The sequence below is a fragment of the Corynebacterium sp. HMSC056E09 genome (genome assembly GCF_001813425.1).
GTDB lineage: Bacteria > Actinomycetota > Actinomycetes > Mycobacteriales > Mycobacteriaceae > Corynebacterium > Corynebacterium hesseae.
The window spans coordinates 59,276-74,151 of record NZ_KV812474.1; the positions used below are offsets into that span (position 1 = coordinate 59,276).

General features: G+C 64.6%; 14 protein-coding genes and 1 pseudogene. 12 read left to right on the top strand and 3 right to left on the bottom strand.

Annotation, left to right across the window (positions count from 1 at the left end; all coding sequences use genetic code 11):
• Nucleotides 1–59: 59 nt before the first annotated feature.
• From HMPREF2912_RS00255 to HMPREF2912_RS00290, 8 genes are all read left to right on the top strand, one after another.
• On the top strand, nt 60–815 hold the full coding sequence (locus HMPREF2912_RS00255; RefSeq protein ID WP_070624497.1) for a GntR family transcriptional regulator: 756 nt from the start codon (nt 60–62) through the stop codon (nt 813–815).
• Nucleotides 812–2,230 (top strand): ABC transporter substrate-binding protein, encoded by a 1,419-nt coding sequence (locus HMPREF2912_RS00260; RefSeq protein WP_070682956.1) that lies wholly within the window; start codon nt 812–814, stop codon nt 2,228–2,230. The genes HMPREF2912_RS00255 and HMPREF2912_RS00260 overlap by 4 nt, the downstream gene beginning before the upstream one ends.
• Nucleotides 2,227–3,132: an ABC transporter permease gene (locus HMPREF2912_RS00265; RefSeq protein ID WP_070682958.1), complete on the top strand. Its 906-nt coding sequence runs from the start codon at nt 2,227–2,229 to the stop codon at nt 3,130–3,132. Before HMPREF2912_RS00260 ends, HMPREF2912_RS00265 begins: the two co-directional genes overlap by 4 nt.
• Nucleotides 3,129–3,887, top strand: a complete 759-nt coding sequence (locus HMPREF2912_RS00270) for an ABC transporter permease (protein ID WP_070682977.1) — start codon at nt 3,129–3,131, stop codon at nt 3,885–3,887. The genes HMPREF2912_RS00265 and HMPREF2912_RS00270 overlap by 4 nt, the downstream gene beginning before the upstream one ends.
• Nucleotides 3,871–5,091, top strand: coding sequence for an ABC transporter ATP-binding protein (locus tag HMPREF2912_RS00275; protein WP_070682960.1), 1,221 nt, complete (start codon nt 3,871–3,873; stop codon nt 5,089–5,091). The genes HMPREF2912_RS00270 and HMPREF2912_RS00275 overlap by 17 nt, the downstream gene beginning before the upstream one ends.
• Nucleotides 5,063–6,700, top strand: a complete 1,638-nt coding sequence (locus tag HMPREF2912_RS00280; protein ID WP_070682962.1) for an FUSC family protein — start codon at nt 5,063–5,065, stop codon at nt 6,698–6,700. The genes HMPREF2912_RS00275 and HMPREF2912_RS00280 overlap by 29 nt, the downstream gene beginning before the upstream one ends.
• A 301-nt stretch (nt 6,701–7,001) precedes the next feature.
• The gene (locus HMPREF2912_RS00285) at nt 7,002–8,807 is read left to right on the top strand and encodes a BCCT family transporter (RefSeq protein WP_070682963.1); all 1,806 of its coding nucleotides are present in this window, start codon (nt 7,002–7,004) and stop codon (nt 8,805–8,807) included.
• A complete protein-coding gene (locus HMPREF2912_RS00290; protein WP_070682965.1) occupies nt 8,808–9,188 on the top strand; it encodes a cell division FtsX domain-containing protein in 381 nt (126 codons plus the stop codon).
• On the opposite strand, the gene HMPREF2912_RS00295 is transcribed toward HMPREF2912_RS00290, so the two are convergent.
• Together HMPREF2912_RS00295 and HMPREF2912_RS00300 are read right to left on the bottom strand one after the other, a co-directional pair.
• Nucleotides 9,185–9,832, bottom strand: coding sequence for a response regulator (locus tag HMPREF2912_RS00295; protein ID WP_070682967.1), 648 nt, complete (start codon nt 9,830–9,832; stop codon nt 9,185–9,187). The genes HMPREF2912_RS00290 and HMPREF2912_RS00295 overlap by 4 nt on opposite strands.
• A complete protein-coding gene (locus HMPREF2912_RS00300; RefSeq protein ID WP_246816440.1) occupies nt 9,832–11,001 on the bottom strand; it encodes a sensor histidine kinase in 1,170 nt (389 codons plus the stop codon). The genes HMPREF2912_RS00295 and HMPREF2912_RS00300 overlap by 1 nt, the downstream gene beginning before the upstream one ends.
• 88 nt (nt 11,002–11,089) lie before the next feature.
• Here HMPREF2912_RS00300 and HMPREF2912_RS00305 point away from each other — a divergent pair, with 88 nt between their 5' ends.
• The 3 genes from HMPREF2912_RS00305 to HMPREF2912_RS00315 are packed head-to-tail and all read left to right on the top strand — an operon-like array spanning nt 11,090 to nt 13,064.
• The gene (locus HMPREF2912_RS00305) at nt 11,090–11,878 is read left to right on the top strand and encodes a PrsW family glutamic-type intramembrane protease (protein WP_083299215.1); all 789 of its coding nucleotides are present in this window, start codon (nt 11,090–11,092) and stop codon (nt 11,876–11,878) included.
• A complete protein-coding gene (locus HMPREF2912_RS00310; RefSeq protein ID WP_070519541.1) occupies nt 11,875–12,297 on the top strand; it encodes a hypothetical protein in 423 nt (140 codons plus the stop codon). Before HMPREF2912_RS00305 ends, HMPREF2912_RS00310 begins: the two co-directional genes overlap by 4 nt.
• A complete protein-coding gene (locus HMPREF2912_RS00315; protein ID WP_070530176.1) occupies nt 12,294–13,064 on the top strand; it encodes a PrsW family glutamic-type intramembrane protease in 771 nt (256 codons plus the stop codon). Before HMPREF2912_RS00310 ends, HMPREF2912_RS00315 begins: the two co-directional genes overlap by 4 nt.
• Here the strand turns inward: HMPREF2912_RS00315 and HMPREF2912_RS00320 are convergent.
• A complete protein-coding gene (locus HMPREF2912_RS00320; RefSeq protein ID WP_070624507.1) occupies nt 13,000–14,367 on the bottom strand; it encodes a M20 metallopeptidase family protein in 1,368 nt (455 codons plus the stop codon). The two genes, HMPREF2912_RS00315 and HMPREF2912_RS00320, sit on opposite strands and share 65 nt — an antisense overlap.
• A gap of 325 nt (nt 14,368–14,692) precedes the next feature.
• Here HMPREF2912_RS00320 and HMPREF2912_RS00325 point away from each other — a divergent pair.
• Nucleotides 14,693–14,876 (top strand): annotated as a pseudogene (locus HMPREF2912_RS00325) (HNH endonuclease); the annotation flags it as partial.

The window sequence follows — 14,876 nt, forward strand, 5'->3', positions numbered from 1 at the left end:
ATCCGCGTTTCAACACATCACTACCCATCACAGCGTTTTCTACATAGAGGAGCATCACCGTGGCCCTTCGCGGTACACAGCAGCACAGTATTATCGCTGACTATCTGCGCAATCTCATCCGCAGCAAGAAGCTTTCTCCCGGTGATTTCCTGCCCAGCGAGGCCGAGCTGTGCGAGCAATTCTCCTCATCCCGCGGTCCCGTGCGCCAGGCCGTCGCGGCGCTGCGCTCGGAGGGCCTCATCTCCTCCGGCCGCGGCCGCCGCTCTGTCGTTCTCGGCCGTTTCACCTCGGAGTCCTTCGACTCCATCTACTCCGTGACACACTGGCTGCGCGAGCGCGGATTCGAGCCCGGCGCCTCCACCCGGTGGCTGGGCCGCTGTCCCGCTACCGAAAGGGAGGCCGAGTTCCTGCGGGTAGAGCCCGGCTCCCCGGTTATCTTTGTGCACCGCGTGCGCAGCGCCAATGGCATGCCCATCGCCATCGAGCGCATGTTCTTCCCTGTGGACGTGGGCAGCCACATCCTCAACTTCGATGCCGATAATGAGTCCATCCACGATCACCTGCGCAAGCAAGGCGTGGAATTCGACAATGTCAACCGCGAGCTCTCGCTGGTCTCTGCCAGTGAGGAGGATGCGCGCTCCCTCAACGTGGAGCCCGCCTCCCCGCTGTGGCGCCTGCACCTCGACATCTCGGATCACTCCGGGCATCCCGTCGAGTGCACCGAAATCCTGTACCTCGGGGACCGCCTCACACTTGGCATGACGAGCGTGCGCGGCACCACCTCCCCGCTCGAGGTCAAGTTGTCCGAAGGATGAAGGCCTGGTTAGGTGCGCTGGGGGTGGTGCTGGGGGCGTCGCTCAGCGCCTGCTCCGCCGGTTCCACGGCGCTTGTTGATTCTGATTCCTCCGCGCTGACGCTGGCCACGACGACGCCCGCGACGTCCCTGGATTTCACCACCGTCGGCGGCGCCGCCATCCCGGCCGCACTCATGAGCAACGTCTACGAGACACTGGTGCGCATCTCGCCTGAGGGAGAGATTGTGCCCGGCCTCGCCGAATCCTGGGAGGTGGACTCCACGCGCTACACCTTCCACCTGCGCGAGGCCTCCTTCTCCAACGGCGAGGCCTTCACCGCACACACCGCCGCGTGGTCCATCAACGCGGTGAAAACAGAGTGGACCAACGGGCTCAAGAAGCAGATGGACGTGGTGGAATCCGCCACGGCGGTGGATGATCACACGCTCGTCGTCGAGCTATCCCGCCCCTCCGCCGGCTGGTTATGGTCCATGGGTACCGTCATCGGCGCCATGCGCACGCCCACTGAAGCTGTGGGCACCGGCCCCTTCGCCGTCGCCGGCTTCTCCCCCAACGAGTACATCGCGCTGCGCGCCCGCCCGGACTACTGGGGCACCCCGGCGAAGGAAGACATCACCATCCGCTACTTCCCGGATTCCCTCACCGCGGTTAACGCCCTGCGCTCCGGCGGGGTCGATGCCGTGTGGGGCGTGCAGAACCCCGAGCTGCTCGACACCCTCGATGAGTCCATCGAGACCGCCGTGGGCACCACGAACGGCGAGGTGCTGCTGTCCATGAACAACCAGGCAGCGCCTTTCGACGATCCCCGCGTGCGCCGCGCCGTGGCCTATGGAATCGACCGCCAGGCCGCCAACGAGATCCTCTGGGAGGGCCGCGCGAAAGACACCGGCGGCGCTCCGGTGCCGCCGACCGACCCGTGGTTTAGCGCCAAGGACTACTACCCTTACGACCCCGCGCGCGCCCGCGCGCTGATGGAGGAGGCCGGGGCCGTGGGCACGCCGCTCACGCTCACCGTGCCAAGCCTGCCCTATACGCAAACGCTCTCCGAGTTCCTCTACTCGCAGCTGACGGAGATGGGATTCGAGGTCACGCTGGAAACCGCCGAGTTCCCAGCCGTCTGGCTGAGCCAGGTGATGGGGGCCAAGGATTATCAGATGTCGCTCGTCGCGCACGTCGAACCGCGCGATATCCCCACCATCTTTGGCAACCCGGACTATTACATCGGCTATGATTCGCCGCAGACCCGCACGTTGTTGAAGCAGGATGACATGAAAGGGGCGGTCGACCAGATCATGGAAGATATGCCCGCCCTGACCTTGATGAATATGCCCAATATCGTGCTCTACCGCGAGGGCCTGACCGGCCTGCAGCCTAACCAGATCACCGATGCCATCGAGCTTAAAGGTGTGCGATGAGATTCCTGCGCTTCCTCGGCACCATGTGGGCCGCCTCCATCATCATCTTCCTGCTCATGCGGGCCGTGCCCGGCAACCCGGCGCGCGTGGCCTTGGGCGTCAACGCCACTGATGAATCCGTGGCGGAGCTGACCCACGCCATGGGCCTGGACCGCCCGCTTCTCGCGCAATACCTGGAGTGGATGAAAGGGCTGTTGACCGGCAACTTCGGCGTCTCGCTGTCCTCGCAGCAGGACATCACCCCGCTCGTGGTTGACCGCGCGCAGGTCACGCTGTTGCTCATCGGGCTGGCCATCGCCCTCGCACTAGCCGGGGCTATCCCCATGGGCATCCTGCTGGCCCGCTTTAGGCTCCCCGTGCTCAACGCGGCCACGCAGCTGGGTATTGCGGTGCCGAGCTTCCTGGTCGGTATCTTGTTGGTCGCCGTGTTCTCCGTGCACCTGGGTTGGCTGCCGGCCAACGGCTGGCAGCTACCGCGCGAGGGCTTAAGCTACCTGGTCCTGCCGGTCATCTCGCTGGCGCTGGTGCAGGGTGCGATGCTCACGCGCTACGTGCGCGCCACCCTCCGCGAGGAGATGGACAAGGACTACATCCGCACCGCCCGCTCCCTGGGTGAATCCCGCACCGGGGCGCTCATCCGCCACGGCCTGCGCAACGCCGCCCTGCCGGTGCTCACCGTCACCGGCGTGCAGCTGAGCACCCTGGTGGTGGGCGCGGTGGTCATCGAGAACGTCTTCGTCATTCCAGGTCTGGGCTCGCTGCTTCTCGACGCCGTCTCCACCCGCGACCTCACCACCGTCCAGACCCTCATCATGGTCTTCGTGACCTTCACGCTGACCGTCAACCTGCTCACGGACCTGGTCTACCGGGTCATCGACCCGCGGCTGAAGGAGGCGCGATGAAACCCGGCTATATCCTGGTGGGCCTGACCGTCCTGCTTGCGCTGGTCTCCCTGGTGTGGACGCCCTATGACCCCAACCTCATCTCCCCCGACCGCCTGGCCGGCCCCAGCCTGGAACACCTCATGGGCACCGACCGCTTCGGGCGCGATACCTTCTCTCGCATCCTCGCCGGCGCCCAGGTCACCGTGCTGGTGGGCATCGTGGCGGTGGCCATCGCCGCACTCATCGGCGTACCGCTGGGCATTATCGCCGGGATGCGCGGCGGCAGCGTCATCATGGCGGCCACCGACCTGCTGCTCGCCTTCCCCGCGCTCCTGCTAGCCATCGTCGCCGGCGCGGTGTGGGGCTCCTCGACGCTCACGGCAACCATCGCCATCGGCATCGCCGGCATCCCCTCCTTCATCCGGGTCACGCGCTCGGGCACGCTGCAGATCATGACGCAGGACTATATCGCCGCCGCGCACATCTCGCGCGTGCCGCCGGCGCTCATCGCGTGGCGCCACGTACTGCCGAACCTCGGCGGCATCGTGGCCATCCAAGCCTCCGTCTACTTTGCGCTGGCCGTCCTCGCCGAAGCCGGCCTCTCCTACCTCGGCCTGGGCACTGCCCCGCCGACCGCCTCGTGGGGCCGCATGCTTCACGACGCCCAGCCCCTCCTCGCCACCCACCCCCTCCAGGCGCTGTGGCCCGGGCTGGCGATTGCCGGCACCGTCCTCGGATTCAACCTGCTAGGAAGCCATGCTGACCGTCACTGATCTGCGCGTGGGCCCCGTCGGCCCCCTCTCCTTTTCCATCGCACCCGGCGAGCGCGTCGGCCTCGTCGGGGATTCCGGCAGCGGCAAGTCCCTGACGGCCCTGGCCATCATGGGGCTGTTGCCCGATCACCTGCAGGCTACCGGCTCCATTCAGTTCAACGGCCAGGAGCTGCTGGGCATGCGTGACCGCGATCTGCGCAAGCTGCCGCTGGCCATGGTCTTCCAGGAACCCATGACCGCGCTCGACCCGCTGATGAAGGTGCCCGGCTTCAACCGCTTCCCGCACCAGCTCTCCGGCGGGCAGCGCCAGCGCGCGCTCATCGAGATGGCCATGGCCCGCCGCCCCAAGCTCCTCATCTGCGATGAGCCGACTACCGCACTGGATCCCTTCACCCAAGAGGAGATCCTCTCCACCATCGTCGATGCCGCGGACAGCGAAGACACGGCGCTGCTGTTTATTAGCCATGACCAGGATGTCGTCAAGCGCGTGTGCGACCGCGTCGTGCGCATCGGTGAGCTCACCACGCCCGATCTCACCCCACCACCCGTACCTACCTTGGGCGAGCCCGTCATCACGCTCAAGAACGTGACCAAGACTTACCGCGGGGTGACCGCGCTGGACGACGTCTCCCTCACCGTCCGCGAGGGCGAGCGCCTCGGCATCGTCGGTGGCTCCGGCTCCGGCAAATCTACGCTGCTCAAGCTGCTCACGGGGCTGGCGGAGCCGACCTCGGGAACGGTGGACGTCGCCAAGCGCGTGCACATGGTCTTCCAAGACCCCAAAGGCTCGCTCAACCCGCGCATACCTATTTGGAAGATCGTGGCCGAGGGCGGCGGGACGCGCGAGGAGGCCGAGGCCGTGCTGCGGGAGGTCGGCATCGAGGGCTTCGAGCGCTATCCGCGGGACTTCTCTGGCGGGCAGCGCCAGCGCATCTCGCTGGCGCGCGCCGTGGTGGGTAAGCCGGATATTCTGCTGGCGGATGAGGCCGTCTCGGCGCTGGATGCCACCTCGCGGGCCCAAGTCCTCGAGCTGCTGCAGCGCGTGACGAAGGACATGACGCTGGTGTTTGTCTCCCACGACATCGACGTCGTGCGTCACTTGTGCCCCACGGTGGCGGTCTTGCAGGACGGCCGGCTGGTCGAGCGCGGCGAAGCGAGTAAGGTGTTCTCCCGATATGGAACACCCTCTGCCGCAACGCCCTAACGCCCTTCAGCTCTTTACTGCCTTCAACACCTCCGCGCGCCGCTGGCCCGGTGCCCTGCGCGCGGCATTGGCGATCATCATCCCGGGCGGGATTGCTGTTTTAACGGGCCACCCGGATGCGGTGCTGCTCATTTCTGCCGGTGCCTTCTCCGTCATCTACGGCGAGGGGCACCCCTACCGCACGCGGCGCCGCGTGATCCTCACCGCTGGCGGGCTGCTCACGCTGGCGGCTACGGCCGGTTCCCTCGTCGGCGTGCACGGCCTGGCGCTGTCTGCGGTGTTTACAGTGACTCTGGCAACCATCGGCGCGTTCGTGCAGAATGCGCTGCGGCTGCCACCGCCGGGGTCCTTCTTCATCGTGATGGTGGCCGGTGGTTCCACCATGCTGCGCGGGGTCTCCCCGTGGGAGGTGGCCGCGTGGAGCCTGGCCGGCGTGGCGGCAGGCTACGTGCTGGGCATGGTGCCGCGCTTTAGGGATCCGCACGGCCCGGAAACGCGCGCGGTGGCCGCGCTAGAGAAGGCCGCCGATGCCTTCCTTCACTCGGACACCGATTTCTTGGCCCGCCACCACCAGGCGCAATCCGCTATCTCCACCGCCTGGCAAGCGCTTGCCGACGCCGGCATCATCCGCGGCCGCCGCATCCGCCGCCCCGCCCAGGCGGAGCTGGTCCACCGCGCGCTGGCCGCGCAACAGCGTATCGTGGCGCACCACAAACAGGTGGGCGGCAACTCGGATCAACTCTCTGATTCCCCCACCTACGTCGACCCTGACCGCACCGCCATCCCGCACACCAAGCCGACGATGCGCTACCGCTTCTACCGCGCTGCGGTAGGCAATTCCCACGCGGTGGTGACGGCGGAGAAAATCGCGCTCGGCGGCCTGGTCACCGCGTTCATCGGCTTGGCGCTGGGGCTTAACCGCCCGGACTGGGGCGCGGTGTCGGTGCTCCTGGTCTTGCAGTGGGGCCCCGACCGGGTGCCGGGGACGATTCGCGGCATCCAGCGCATGCTGGGATCGGTCTTGGGCGTGTGCCTCTTCGCTCTCATCGCTTCCTTCAGCCCGCACGGCTGGGGGCTGGTGCTCGCGTTGGCCTTCTGCCAGTTCTGCGCGGAGATTCTGGTGGTGAAGAATTACGCGCTGTGCGTTATCTTCTCCACCCCGCTGGCACTGCTGATGGGCAACTCCTCGGAGCATTTGGCCCACACCATCGGCTCGCGCATGGCGGAGATTGGACTCTCCGTGGTCGTGGCGATGCTCTTCTTGTGGCTGTGGAAACCGCGGGCCCAGATGACCAACCACTACCGCCTGCAAACGCGCTGCTTCGAGGCGATGGCAGCCTTGCTCGGCTCCCTGCTTATCAAGACCCCGGAGGAGGCGCTGGCGCAGCGCCGCGACCTGCACTACGAGCTGCTCTCGGAGCGGCGAAGCATCCAATCACTTGCCACCAACCACTCCGATATCAGCCAGTTCTGGCAGCGCCACACGGCCCTGCAGGCCGCTGGCTACTTCCTCCTCGACTTCTGCGTGGTCAACCCGCTCTCACAGCCCAGCCGCGCGGAGCTGGACACGCTCATTGAGAAGATCACCGCGGCGGAAATGCGGTCCTGACCTCATAGTGCGCACCCGCCGCGGAGTACTCGCGGGCGCACAGAAGAGGCGGATTATTTCACCGTGAACAGCAGGTTCGGGTCGAGGACGTGTTCCTCCACGAGTTCGAAGAGGGCAAAGGCTTCCTCCAGCTCACGGACATTCTCATCAAAATTAGGCAGCGGCATGGCATTCCAATCGACGCAGAAATAAGTGCCTTCATCCTAGCTCACAACGCTGTCATTTCGCGCACCTGCGATAATGGTGAGGGTGAACACTCGAAAAATCTACCGGTCCACCCGTTGGCCTCTATCCCCACAACATGCACCCGGGCTTGGTTCTCGGAATCGGTGTGGAGGATCAACGCAACGCTTTCACCCTCGATAAAATCACCTTCTTCAGCACTGCGACCTTCGTCGTAGCCTTCATCATCTGGGGCATCACCTCACCGGAGTCCGTCTCCGCCGCCTCCTCCACGGCCTTTTCCTGGGCCATCACCAATGCCGGGTGGCTGCTCAACATCACCATGATGATGGCCGTCGTCACTATGCTCTACATCGGCTGCTCCCGCCTCGGCCGCATCAAACTCGGCACCGATGACGAGGAACCCGAGTTCGGCTGGTTCAGCTGGGTGGCCATGATGTTCGGTGCCGGCATCGGCGTCGGCATCTTCTTCTACGGTCCTTCGGAGCCGCTGTCGCACTACATCACCCCGCCTCCCCACACTGTCGACGGCAACAGCGTCGAAGCCCTCCACCAAGCAATGGCTCAGGCGCACTACCACTGGGGTATCTCTCCCTGGGCGGCCTACGCCCTCGTCGGCGGCGCCATCGCCTACTCTTCCTACCGCCGCGGCCGCGTCCCGCTGGTGTCCTCGATTTTCAAGCCCCTGTTTGGCTCCCGCGATACCGACGGGCCGCTGGGCAAGCTTATCGACATCCTCGCACTCGTCGCCACGCTCTTCGGCACCGCCGCCACGCTGGGGCTCTCCGCTATCCAGATCGGCCAAGGAGTCTCCATCATCCGCGGCGCAGGTCCGTTGACCAATGCCGTGCTCATCGTGATCATCGCCGTGCTGGGGTGCGGGTTCATCATCTCAGCGGTCTCTGGTGTCTCCCGCGGCGTGCGCTACCTGTCCAACTTCAACATCACGCTCACGCTCGGCCTGGTCATCTTTGTCTTCTTCACCGGCCCGACCTTGCTCCTGCTCAACCTCGTGCCCTCCGGCATCGTCACCTACATCGACCAGCTTTTGCCCATGATGGCCAAGGGCCTGTCCTGGGGCGATGAAACCATCGAGTTCCAGTCCTACTGGACCGCCTTCTACTGGGCATGGTGGATCGCGTGGACGCCCTTCGTCGGCATGTTCGTCGCCCGCATTTCCCGTGGCTGCACGCTGCGCGAATTCACCGCCGTCACCGTCTTCGCGCCCTCCCTCATCCTCATTTTGGCCTTCACCATCTTCGGCGGCACGGCCATCACCTTCCAGCGCGAGGAGCTCCCCAACTTTGATGGCTCCGCTTCCGGCGAGCAGGTTCTCTTCGCCATGTTTGACCACCTGCCGCTGAGCAGCATCACACCATTTGTTCTGATCGTGGTGCTGGCGGTCTTCTTCATCACGTCTGCCGATTCCGCATCGGTCATCATGGGAACCATGTCCTCCAAGGGCAATCCCGCGCCGAACAAGTTCATCGTCATCTTCTGGGGACTGTGCATGATGGGCATTGCAGTCGTCATGCTGCTCACCGGCGGCGAGGACGTACTCACCGGCCTGCAGAACCTCACCATCCTCTCGGCGCTGCCTTTCTGCATCGTGCTGCTCGTCATGATGGTGGCCTTCATCAAGGACCTGCGCTCCGACCCGATGTTCATCCGCCGCGCCTACGCGCGCGCCGCGGTGGAAAACGCCGTCGTGCGCGGCATCGAGGAGCACGGCGATGACTTCGAGCTCACCGTCGAGCACGCCGACGAAGGCCGCGGTGCCGGCTCCGACTTCGACTCCTCAGCCCACCGCTACACGGACTGGTACCAGCGCACCGATGAAAAGGGCGAGAATGTAGACTACGACTTCGACACCGATACCTGGGCCGATGGCTACGACCCGAACTCTGAACAGAAGGAGACCTAAGTGGGCATCCCCGACGATGTCGTCCTCGACGGCTACACGCTTATCGAACAGCACGAAGTGGACCACGAGTTCCTCATCAATGGCTCGCCGCTCGCCGTGGATACGCCTCTGCTATTCGCACTCACGATTGTTGGTGTTCTCCTCGTGGCGGCCAGCTTCTTCCTGCGCAGGCCGGGCCGCATCATCGCCGGGCTCTTGGGCGCGATCCTGACGCTGACCAAGCTGTGGTGGATGCCCATCGCACTGGCCCAACAGTTCAACGACAGCCAGGTCTTTGGCTACACGGTGAAGTACTACCCCCAGTACTGGCCGGCGGCGTCCATCATCGTGATCGTCATCGCGCTGCTCGGTCTCGCCTCCGCGTTTATCCGCCGGCGCTAGCGCGATTCCAACACCGCAATCGCGATGTGCACCCGGTTGGTGCCGCCCAGCTTGTCCAGGATGTGCTTGATGTGGGTCTTCACCGTGGTCACGGAGACGTAGAGCTGCCCCGCGATTTCCTGGTTGTCCAGGCCCTGGGCCACCAGCTGCGCCACCTCGTTCTCGCGCTGGCTTAAGCCCTCCAGCGGGCGGGGCCCAGGCGCCTTTGTCTCTGCCGGCGCGGGCTCGGGGTGCTTGAGCGCCAGCAGATTCTTCAGGGCCTTCGGGCTCAGCAGCTGCTGCCCCGTGGCCGCAGCGCGCACCGCCGAGACCAGGCCCTCCGGCTCGATGGTCTTGAGCAGAAAGCCCATCGCGCCGGCGTGCAGCGCATCCACGATGAACTCATCCGTATCGAAGGCGGTGAGCATGACCACCGGGATATCCGGCGCGCTCGCGCGCAGTTTCCCGGCCGCCTCGATGCCATCCATGACGGGCATGCGGATGTCCATGAAGACGACGTCCGGTTGCAGGTCCAGCACGCGGGCCACGCCATCGCGCCCATTGCTGGCCTCGGCCACCACCTCAATGTCCGGCGCGCCCTCCAGGATGAACCGAATGCCGCGGCGCAGCGCCTGCTCATCATCGACTAATACCACTGAAATCATTACGCGCGTGCCTCCTCAGGGAGTTCGAGGACCCAGGTAAAGGTGGAGGCGTCGTCAAGCACTGTGAAAGTACCTCCGGCCAGCCGGGCGCGTTCCTCCAGCCCCAGCAGGCCGTTGCCGCCACCGGACTCTGGCTGCGCAGCCACTTTCTTGTTCTGCATGGTCACCCGCACCTTATCCTCCTCGTTCTCCACGGTGAGCGTCACCTTCTTCCCCGGCGCGTACTTGCGCGCGTTGGTCAGCCCCTCCTGCACGGCGCGGCCCAGCGTGTGGGCGGCTAGTGTGCTCAGCTTATCGACGTCTCCCTTGACGTAGCGCACCTTCGTCCCCGCCGCGCGTGCGCGCCCGATGTGCTCCTCGATGCTCGCGCGCGGATCCACCCGGTCATCCACGCGCAGCGCCTTGATCACCCCGCGCAGGTCCTCCACGGCGGCCTTGGCCTCCGATTGGATGGTGTCTGCCGCCTCGGCGACCCGCTCCGGGTCGGCGTCCTTGCGGTAGCTCAGGCCACCCGCGTAGACGGAGATGAGGCTAAGCCTGTGCGAGAGGGAATCGTGGATATCGCGGGCAATGCGGTTGCGTTCCTCCAGGCGTGCGCGCTCCTCGCGCGAGCGCAGCTGGTCTTCGTTGAGCTCCGCCAGACTCACCAAGGTGACCTCGCGCTGGCGGCGCTGCGCGCGCACCGAGCCCGTAATCCAGGCAACGATAAGAAAGAGGCTTCCATAGAACACGCAACCAAAGGGATCGAAGATGTTCATCCGAATGTAAGGCACAGAGATAATGGTCACACACGAGGCCACGAACACCGCCGTCCCCGCCAGGGACCACCGCAGTCGGCCGCGCGAGATGATTGAAATCAACACCACCAGCACTGACAGCGACAGTGGGCGAAACCCGCCTAGTACCAGGACGAGCAGAGCCGCAATCAGCACCACCGGGTGGCCGGGGTACTCCTCGTGGATGTTGCGCTCCCGCCGTGAGTGGTGCAGGGCGAAGGGCAGCAGAATCCACGTGGCGAAGCTAAATAGACCCATCAAGCCCAAAACAAGGGCTTCCTGATCCGTCCCCTCGAAGTTTTCGATATGGGGGATCCATGCCGCCAAATCCGCCACCACGCAGAGCAGAATGAGCAGCACCGTGATCCACAGTGGTCGCGTCTTTCTCGTCATGGTTGCCACGATAGTTCTCCCTGCGTTCCGGAAAATCCTCCCTGCGGAGGATACCGGCACCCCAGCTCCAGTTCATAGCCTAAAGCGCATGAGAAGAACACAGACTTTGTACGAACTGCTCACCGCCGCTGGGCTGGTGTACGTCGCTTATGATTTCTCCCACGGCGCTTTCGTGCCCACAAGTGCGCTCGCCGCGGTGGCCTACGCCGCTGTTGCACTAGGCCTCACGCTGCTGATTCTGCGCAAGCACCCAGGCATTGCGCACGGGGTGGTGTGGGGCATTGCGGTCTCCACTCTCGCCGGCCAGCTCAACGAGAACATGTACCACCTCCTCGTCCGTACGGTCCCGGACTGGCTGGTCATCGCTGGAATCGCCCCACTTAACGAGGAAGTCCTCAAATTCCTCGGCGTCGTCTTCATCTGCACCTGCGTCATCCGGCCCCGTCACTGGGCGGACTACGTCTTCGTCGGCGTGGCCGTGGGCATGGGCTTTAGCGTGACCGAGAACGCCATCTACTACACCAACATGACACTGGAGAACCTCGATTCTGATCTCAAGGGAACGCTTCTGGGGCTCCTTGCCCGATTCATCGCGAACCCGCTCATGCATTCCTTCTTCACCTCAATCGCGGCTTACGGGCTCTCCCGCCGGCAACCGGTGCGCTGGTTGCTCATCGCCATGGCGGTGCACTTCACGGCTAATTTCGGCCCGTCTATCTCTACCGCGTTTGACGACGCCCTATGGCCCATCTTCCCCACCTTCCTCATCCTCATCGGCCTGTGGGTGGCCATGATTGTCAGCATTGTCAAACTCCGCAAAATCCTCCCTGCGGAGGATACCGGCGCAAAACCGCAGCTCGTAGGGTCGAAAGCATGAGAAACACACTGATTTATTCCTGCATCGGCGTCCTCGCCGCAGTACCGCTTGCCGACGCCCTCCTCCCCGACCCCACTCCCGACACCACCCCCGTGCGCGGTATCCCGGGACTGGAGTGCCCGGAGGATCCGTACGCCTCCTCGCAGACCTGGAACTGCGGGAGCGCAACCATCATTTCTGAGGAAGGCAGATCCTCCCGCGAGGTCGAGACGTACCTGCCGCGCCAGCACCGCTCCTTCAACGGGACCAGCGCGCTCACCGACGCCCCCATCACCACCCAGGCTGCCGAGCTCTACCGCATCGAGGACGGCGACGGCATCACGCTGTCTCAGCGGCACAACAACACCATCTCCTTCCTCCACATCTACGGACCGAAGGCACGTGACTTCGCCGACCGTGTGCAGCCGGAGGACGCATGAAGTACCTGTACTACCTGCTGACCCTCGGCGCGCTGGCCGTCACCGCCTTCCACTACGCGGGCGAGCCCTTCCTGCCCGCAAGTGCTCTGGCCGCCGTGGTCTTCGCCGCCGTACTCGTCCCCCTCGCGCTGTTCTTCCTGCGCCGTCGGCCGGGAATTGCACACGGCGTGGTGTGGGGGTTCGCGGTTTCCGGGCTCGCGGTGGAACTCAACACGAACATGTCCCACCTCCTCACCCGCGCGGGCCTGGACTGGCTGGGCGCTGCGGGGTATGCGCCGCTCATCGAGGAGGTGCTGAAGTTCCTCGGCGTGCTGCTTATCTGTACCTTCGTCATCCGGCCCCGCAGTTGGCTCGACTACGTCCTTGTGGGCGTGGCCGTGGGTATCGGCTTCACTGTAGGTGAGGACGCCACCGCCTTCGCGCGCATGACGGCGGATAACCTCGACTCGGATACCGCTGGCGCAATCGGGGCAGGCGTCATCCGCCTGGCCTCCAACCCGCTCTCCCACTCGCTGTTCACTGGTCTTAGTGCCTATGGCCTATCCCAGAAACAGCCGGTGCGCTGGCTCATTATCGCCATCGCGGTGCACGCCACGAAGAACCTCTTCCCGTCGTTAAGCACTGCGCTCGACGACGCCATCTGGCCCCTCCTCGCCGGTATGGTCGTCGTGCTCGCCGAGTGGGTAGCCACCATCTGGGGCACTATTGCGCTGCGGAAGAAGGCGGCTGCGCATCCGCCCCTGTCCCCTGCACCGGCGCACGCATAGCCTTCGTGGCCGGCGAGGGGTGGGCGTCCTCGGCGGCGAGGCGCTCAAAGGCCACCGCCGCCAGGGCTGCGGCTTGGTCTCCCAGAACGGAATCATCGAAACGCACCTGCGGTGAATGGTTCCACTCGCGCATGTGCTCCGGGGTGTGCGGATCCCCCGTGCCGAACCACATGAACGTGCCCGGCACCTGGGCGAGCACCGCGCCGAAGTCCTCTGAGGCCATCATCGGGGTATCCATGGTCAGCACGTTTTCCGCGCCGAACATACCCGCCCACAACGACGCCGCGAACTGGTCCTCGCGCGGTGAGGTCTTGGTGGCCGAGTACAGGACCTCGAAGTCCACCTTCGCGGTACAACGATGGGAAGCCGCCACGGAGCTCGAGACCTCGATGATCATTTGGCGGACTGCGTCGATGTGTTCGTCGCGAAGCACGCGCACCGTCGCGCCCAGCTCCGCCTTGTCCGGGATGACGTTGACCGCGCCATCGCCCGCGCGCAGGTTGGTCACCGTGATGACAATCGGCGAGTTCGCATCGAAACGCCTGGTCAGCGCCACTTGCAGCGCCATCTGGATCTCCGCGAGGGCCGCAACGGGATCGATAGCATCGTGCGGGCGCGAGCCATGCCCACCCTTGCCGTAGACGGTGATCCCCAGATTGGACGACGAGGCCATCATTGGGCCAGCAATATGGTGGAAGGTACCCTTATCCTGCGGGCCGACGTGCAGACCGTAGGCGGCGATGGGCCGGCGGCCGGCGGCGTCGAGCACGCCCTCATCGATCATCGGCTGCGCGCCGCCTGGGCCTTCCTCGCCCGGCTGGAACATGAAGATGACATCGCCCAACAGCTCCTCGCGGTGGCGGCACAGCATCTTCACCGCGCCGATAAGCCCCGCCGTGTGCAGGTCGTGGCCACAGGCATGCATGTTGCTATTCGTCGAGGCAAACGGGCTGCCCGTTTGCTCACGCACCGGAAGAGCGTCCATGTCCGCGCGCAGCAGCACCGACACGGGGCGCTCGCCGCGCTTGCCGCCGCGCAGCACCGCGACGACCGAGCTGAGGTCACGGCCCAGATGAATCTCCAGCGGTAGGCCATTAAGGGTTTCGAGCACCTTCTCCTGGGTGCGCGGCAGGTGCAGCCCCACCTCCGGGTTCTGGTGCATATCGCGGCGGAAGGCCTGCAACTCCGGAAGCAACTCCCGGCCTTCCTCCACGAACACGTGGCTGGCCAACCGCTCCCCGAGCTTGGCCGAGACCATCGGAAGCGGTGGCAATTGCTGACGGTGGCGCGGGGCCATCTTCATGGTGTCATCCTTTCCGAGCATGTGCGCCGAGCATACCGGAAACTGCTGTGCTGTCAGGTCGGTTTGGGCTCAAGCTGATGGGCTACCCATGCCCGCTATCCCCGATAGCGAACCTACTGCGAGGCTGTGCGAAATGGTCTCAGGAGGATCTCGTTTCGACCGGCTTTACCGAGAGGAGAAAGGTTGGGCAGCAGCGTATGGCGAGTTCAATTGGTATGCGAACCAACCAACTCAATCTAGGGGCTTTTCTCGTACCAGCCCCATTAACCAGGAATTTTGTCCCTCCGGTTGCGGGGCCCACGGTGCTGTTTTAGTCTCTGTGGCCATGGGGGATATTGAAATCTACATCCGCCTTCGCAATTCGGGGATTGCGTTGGTGGAAAACATTCCTGGCTCACCCGATGAGCTTCGCGCGCTCGGTGCTTCTGCTTCCGATGCTGCCGAACTTGCAAACCTTAACCAGGTTTATTTCGGCCCCACCCGCTTTAGCGGCAAACAACGCAAAGCCC